Below are 6,748 nucleotides of genomic sequence, written 5' to 3'. Positions count from 1 at the left end.
CCCCGCCCGGCGCCTGCTACCTTCTCCCCCCTTCCGCCTCCCGCGACCCGCTCCCCGTCACCCGCGCCGCGCCGGGGGCGGGTGCGGCGCGGGTGACGGACGGGACCGGGCCGGGGCCGGCTGTCGGGCGCCGGGGGCCAGGCGGGGAAGGCCCACACCTCCCTCACCCCTCAGAGCCCGCCCGCCACCGAAACCGCTTACCGCCCCACCCCGCGCGGCGGGTACCGTGCCCGGATGCACAGCAACGGCACCAACGGCAGCGGGAGCGTCAACGGGGACGGCGACGGCAGCGCCCCCACCTGGGACGTCCTGCTGCTCGGCGGTGCCTCCGGCCTCGGCAAGAGCCGCGCCGCCGCCGAACTCGCCCGGCACAGCGGCGCGTTCGTGGTCGAGTTCGACGACGTCGTCGCCGCCCTGCACGCCGCCACCACCGCCGAGGGCCACCCCGGCCTGCACCACTTCGACGGCCTCGACGACCCCGACGCGCTGCCCGCCGACCGCGTCCTGGAACTGCAGATCGCCACCGCCCGCGCCCTGGACGACGCCCTGCTCGGCGTGGTGCGCAACCGCCTCACCGTCGACGTGCCCGCGATCGTCGAAGGCGACTACCTCACCCCGGCCGCCGCCGCCCGCGCCGCCGCCGAGGCCGCCGGGCAGGGCCGCGTCGTGCGCGCCGTGTTCCTGCACGAGGGCGACGCGGCCGGCATCAGCGCCAACTACGCCCGGCGGGAGCCCGACTGCGGCCCGCAGGAACGCCGCGCCGCCGTCAGCGCCCGCTACTCCCACTGGCTCGCCGACCAGGCCCGCACCCACCACCTGCCCGTCCTGGACTGCCGCCCCTACCCCACCCTCGCCGACCGCCTGCTCCGCGCCCTGGCCTGACCTGACTTGACCTGGCCTGACCTGGCCCGACCTGACGAAAGGGGTCCACAGGTGCTGATCGTGGTGAGCGGCGGGCCGGGCAGCGGGAAGACGACGCTGGCCCACGCGCTGGCGCAGTCCCTCGGCTGCCCGGCGGTGTGCCGGGACGAGCTGAAGGAGGGCCTGGTGCACGCGGGCACCCGGGCCGGGAACCCCGACGAGGCGGTGCGCGCGGCGTTCTTCGACGTCCTGGAGGTCCTGGTGCGCGCGGGGGTGAGCGTGGTGGCGGAGGCCGCGTTCCAGGACCGGCTGTGGCGACCCGGCCTGACCCCGCTGGCCGAGCACGCCGAACTGCGGATCGTGCACTGCCGGGTGGACCCGGCAGTGGCCCGCGCCCGGATCCGGGCCCGCCTGACGACGCACCCGCGCCGCGCCGCGCACGCCGACCGCGCGCTCCTCGCCGCCCCGCCCGGTCCGGGCAACCTGCTGGACGACTTCACCCCGCCGTCCCTGCCGGTACCGCACCTGCACGTGGACACCACCCACGGCTACCGGCCGCCGCTGGCGGACATCGCCGCCTTCGCCACCAGCCCCTGAAGCCGACTGTCCGTCAGTTCGCCAGTGAGTCCGGCGGCTTTCCGGATCAACTCTGCGCAGCAGCAGGCGAGTTCAGATTCCCGCAGGAGCTCGACGGGCTTCGCACAGACGGCGGCTCCGCCGACCTGCCGCGCCCGGCCGTCCGTTTGCGGGCAGCGCGCGAGGGGGAAGACCCCGCGCCGGGCCCCGCCTGCGGGCGAGGCGCCGTGACCGCCGTGACCGCCGTGGCGTCGGCCGTCACTCCGACAGCCGTACTCGGCGATCCGTCCGTCAGATTGTCAGCTCGCTCGCATGGGCCGCCGGGATGACTTCTCCAGCGCGCCGGATCAGCCCGGATAACACGGACGACATAGTCATTTCGTCACCTTACGGCCGCATTCATGCCGTCATCCAAGAGTCCCGCGAGCACCCTGGGGAGTCCCCGATGCCCGAAGTCAGACGCCACTGGGGCTTGGCCCGAGCCTTCGAGACGCCAGGAAGAGCCCTGGCCCGACCGTCGAGGAGGGCGGGCTCGACACGGCGCGGCTGGACGGGAATGCTGGCGGCCGTGCTGACGCTGGCGCCGGCGCCGCTCGCCCCGCTGCTGGCCGCCCCCGCCGCGCACGCGGCTCAGACGTGCCCGGCGGATGCCGGCTACACCGACTGCCTGTCCTTCGCCTACACCGGAAGCGACCAGGACTTCACCGTCCCCACCGGGGTCTCCTCGATCAGGGCGAAGGCCTGGGGTGCGGGTGCGGCCGCCGACGGCGACACCGCCGCAGCCGGCCGCGACCACGCGAACCGGCCGGGCGCCGCCGGCGCCTACGCGACCGCGCTGCTGGAGGTGACGGCCGGACAGCGGCTGACGGTGGTGCCGGGCCAGGGCGGGCGGTCGCGTCCCGACGGCCCGGACTCCCCGGCGGCCCGCAGCGGTGGCGCCTCCACCATCCGGTCGGGCCAGCCGCACACCCCCGCGGACACCCTGCTGGCAGCCGACGGCGGCACGGCCTCGGCCACGAGCGCGGCCACGAGCGCGACCGCGAGCGGCGCCGGCACTGCCGGGGCCGGGGCCGCTGCCGGGGCCGGTCCTGGAGACGGGCCGCAAGGCCTTGCGCCCCACGTGACCGAGCGCCAGTACGTCACCGGGGCGGCCTTCGGCGGCTTCGCGCCGTCCATCGCGGGCGTCAACAGCACCGACACCAGCACCAACACCAGTGCCGACGCGGCGAAGGACGGCGGCGGCCACAGCGGCGACGGCGGCAACGGCCTCGTCGTACTGGAGTGGAAGGACCCCGTCACCGACGCCACGGCGGCGAAGGCCGACCCGTCAGCGGCTCCCGCGCCCACCGGCCGGAGCAGCGCTCCAGGAGCCCCGTCCCCGGAGGCCGCGCCATCCGCAGCGGCCGGACCGGCCGGGCCGAGCAGCGCGGCCGCCCCGCCGAGCGCCGCCCCGCTCGGCCGCTTGCCCCGGGCACCCGGCGACCCCCTGGACTGCACGGGCAACACGATCTACGCCATCCAGCGTGGCTCCTCCACCGCCGCGAACGGCACCCTGCTGGCCCTGGCCGCCGGCAGCGTCGGCGGATCCAGCGTGACCGCGACGACGGTCAGCACGCTCCCCGCCGGGTCGGGCTTCACCAACGCCCTCGGGATCACCGACGGCGGCACCGCCGCCTACGTGGTCGACCAGACCCCGACCGTCGCCGGGTCCGTCAACGTGTACGGCTACAACGCGGCCACCCAGACCTGGACCACCTACACCGGATCCGCCGGCGCCACCACCGACTCCTTCGTCTCCGGCGCGGTGGACCCGGTCAACGGCATCTACTACTACGCCAGCTTCGAGCCCGGCACGGCGACCACGCCCGGCGTGGCCACCCTCTACGGCTTCAACACCACCACCAACACGGCGATCCCCGGCGTGATCGCCACGTTCGACCTGCCGGTCACCGGCGCCTCCGGCCCCAACGGCGACATCACCTTCGACGCGGGCGGCAACCTCTACGTCCTCTCCTCCGTCGGCACCGACGCCGCCATCGGCCGGGTCGCCGGGCCGATCCCCACCACCGGGTCGGCCACCGGCGTACCGCTGACCGACACGGTGCTGAGCACCCTGCCCAACCCGGACAGCAACTCGTTCAACGGGGCGGCCTTCGACAACGCCGGAATGCTCTACATCGAGTTCGCCTCGGGGACCACCACCTTCCTGGAGCAGCTCAACCCGAACACCGGCGTGATCACGGCCGGGCCCACGCCGTACTCCAACAACGCGTTCCTGTCCGTGGACCTCGGCGCCTGCTCCACCAACCCGACCCTGACCCTGCAGAAGAACATCGTCGGCCGGTTCGCCTCGTCGACCACGTCGAACGACCAGTTCAACCTGGCGATCACCGGCGGCGGCATCACCCAGGGCAACACCGCCACCACGACCGGCACCAGCACCGGCATCCAGACACCCCCCGCCGGCCCGGTCATCGCCGTGTCGGGAACCACCTACACGCTGACCGAGACCGCCGCCTCCGGCAGCCTCGCCAACTACACCACCGCCTACGACTGCGTCGACACGGCCAACGGCAACGCCCCGGTCGCCTCGGGCACCGGCGCGACCACCTTCAACCTGCCGTTCCCACCCACGGTGGAGGGCAAGAACAGCCCGCTGGTGGTCTGCACCTTCACCAACACACCCGTCCCCGCGACGCCCGCGCTCACGATCATGAAGACCGCGTCCCCCACCACGGTCACCGCCGTCGGGCAGGTCGTGGACTACAGCTTCCTCGTGACCAACACCGGCAACGTGACCCTGACCAACATCACCGTGAACGAGACCGCGTTCTCCGGCAGCGGCACCCCGCCCGTGATCACCTGCCCGGCCGGCGCCGCCTCCCTCGCCCCCAATACGTCGGTAACCTGCACCGCCCCCTACACCGTCACGCAGGCCGACATCAACGCAGGCTCGATCACCAACACCGCGACGGCCACCGGCACACCGCCCACCGGCCCGCCGGTGACCTCACCGCCCTCCAACGCAACCGTCACCGCGACAGCCTCTCCCGCGCTCACGATCATGAAGACCGCGTCCCCCACCACGGTCACCGCCGTCGGGCAGGTCGTGGACTACAGCTTCCTCGTGACCAACACCGGCAACGTGACCCTGACCAACATCACCGTGAACGAGACCGCGTTCTCCGGCAGCGGCACCCCGCCCGTGATCACCTGCCCGGCCGGCGCCGCCTCCCTCGCCCCCAATACGTCGGTAACCTGCACCGCCCCCTACACCGTCACGCAGGCCGACATCAACGCAGGCTCGATCACCAACACCGCGACGGCCACCGGCACACCGCCCACCGGCCCGCCGGTGACCTCACCGCCCTCCAACGCAACCGTCACCGCGACAGCCTCTCCCGCGCTCACGATCATGAAGACCGCGTCCCCGACCACGGTCACCGCCGTCGGGCAGGTCGTGGACTACAGCTTCCTCGTGACCAACACCGGCAACGTCACGCTGACCAACGTGACGGTGAACGAGACCGCGTTCTCCGGCAGCGGCACCCCGCCCGTGATCACCTGCCCGGCCGGCGCCGCCTCCCTCGCCCCCAATACGTCCGTGACCTGCACCGCCCCCTACACCGTCACGCAGGCCGACATCAACGCAGGCTCGATCACCAACACCGCGACGGCCACCGGCACACCGCCCACCGGCCCGCCGGTGACCTCACCGCCCTCCAACGCAACCGTCACCGCGACAGCCTCTCCCGCGCTCACGATCATGAAGACCGCGTCCCCGACCACGGTCACCGCCGTCGGGCAGGTCGTGGACTACAGCTTCCTCGTGACCAACACCGGCAACGTCACGCTGACCAACGTGACGGTGAACGAGACCGCGTTCTCCGGCAGCGGCACCCCGCCCGTGATCACCTGCCCGGCCGGCGCCGCCTCCCTCGCCCCCAATACGTCCGTGACCTGCACCGCCCCCTACACCGTCACGCAGGCCGACATCAACGCAGGCTCGATCACCAACACCGCGACGGCCACCGGCACACCGCCCACCGGCCCGCCGGTGACCTCACCGCCCTCCAACGCAACCGTCACCGCGACAGCCTCTCCCGCGCTCACGATCATGAAGACCGCGTCCCCGACCACGGTCACCGCCGTCGGGCAGGTCGTGGACTACAGCTTCCTGGTGACCAACACCGGCAACGTCACGCTGACCAACGTCACCGTGAACGAGACCGCGTTCTCCGGCAGCGGCACCCCGCCCGTGATCACCTGCCCGGCCGGCGCGGCCTCCCTCGCCCCCAATACGTCGGTGACCTGCACCGCCCCCTACACCGTCACGCAGGCCGACATCAACGCAGGCTCGATCACCAACACCGCGACGGCCACCGGCACACCGCCCGCCGGCCCGCCGGTGACCTCACCGCCCTCCAACGCAACCGTCACCGCGACGTCCAACCCGGCGCTCACCATCATGAAGTCGGTGGATGCGACCGAACTGACCGGCGTCGGCCAGGTGCTGCACTACTCCTTCCTGGTGACCAACACCGGCAACGTGACCCTGACCGACGTCACCGTGAACGAGACCGCGTTCTCCGGCAACGGCACCCCGCCCACGATCACCTGCCCGGCCGGCGCGGCCTCGCTCGCACCCGGCGCATCCGTGACCTGCACCGCCAGCTACACCGTCACGCAGGCGGATGTCGACAGCGGGAAGGTCACCAACACGGCGACGGCGACGGGCACCCCACCGTCCGGTCCGCCGGTGACCTCACCGCCGTCCTCGACCAGCGTCCCGAACACCCCGGCCCCGGCGCTCACCGTGGTCAAGTCGGCCTCGCCGACCACGGTTTCGGCCGTCGGGCAGGTCGTCGACTACAGCTTCCTGGTGACCAACACCGGGAGCGCCACGCTGACCGATGTGACGGTGAACGAGGCGGCCTTCTCGGGCAGCGGCACTCCGCCCGTGGTGACCTGCCCGGCCGGCGCGGCCTCGCTCGCGCCCGGCGCATCCGTGACCTGCACCGCCAGCTACACCGTCACGCAGGCGGATGTCGACAGCGGGAAGGTCACCAACACGGCGACGGCTACGGGCACTCCGCCGTCCGGTCCGCCGGTGACCTCCCCGCCGTCCAGCGCGACGGTGACCGCGAAGCCGCCGCACGGCCACCTGCCGAGCACCGGGGCGAACACCCACCTGGCCGGGCTGGCGGGGAGCCTCCTGCTCCTCGGCGGTGGGCTGGCGTTGGTGACGCGCCGCAACCGTCGTCGCGGCTAGCAACGGCGGCTGACGGCGGCGGTCCCCGGAGCGTGGGCT

Annotated in this window: 3 protein-coding genes; all 3 read left to right on the top strand. The window is 73.2% G+C overall.

Translation table 11 applies throughout. The features are described 5' to 3' along the window. Nucleotides 1-234: 234 nt before the first annotated feature. The 3 genes from ACFVX9_RS31920 to ACFVX9_RS31910 all read left to right on the top strand — a co-directional run bounded on the left by ACFVX9_RS31920 (nt 235) and on the right by ACFVX9_RS31910 (nt 6,709). On the top strand, nt 235-882 hold the full coding sequence (locus ACFVX9_RS31920) for an AAA family ATPase (protein ID WP_387984857.1): 648 nt from the start codon (nt 235-237) through the stop codon (nt 880-882). 51 nt (nt 883-933) lie between these two features. Then, a complete protein-coding gene (locus tag ACFVX9_RS31915) occupies nt 934-1,458 on the top strand; it encodes an AAA family ATPase (protein ID WP_387984855.1) in 525 nt (174 codons plus the stop codon). Between the two features lie 547 nt (nt 1,459-2,005). Next, nucleotides 2,006-6,709: a beta strand repeat-containing protein gene (locus tag ACFVX9_RS31910; protein ID WP_387984853.1), complete on the top strand. Its 4,704-nt coding sequence runs from the start codon at nt 2,006-2,008 to the stop codon at nt 6,707-6,709. Nucleotides 6,710-6,748: the final 39 nt, after the last annotated feature.

The organism is Kitasatospora sp. NPDC058243 (assembly GCF_042882025.1).
Lineage (GTDB): Bacteria > Actinomycetota > Actinomycetes > Streptomycetales > Streptomycetaceae > Kitasatospora.
Note: the sequence above shows the minus strand (reverse complement) of the source record. Positions and strands in the feature narration are given on the sequence as shown.

What these genes read in the sequence shown, in the direction of transcription:
- ACFVX9_RS31920 (WP_387984857.1), top strand. Translation starts at nt 235, where the DNA reads ATGCACAGCAACGGCACCAACGGCAGCGGGAGCGTCAACGGGGACGGC.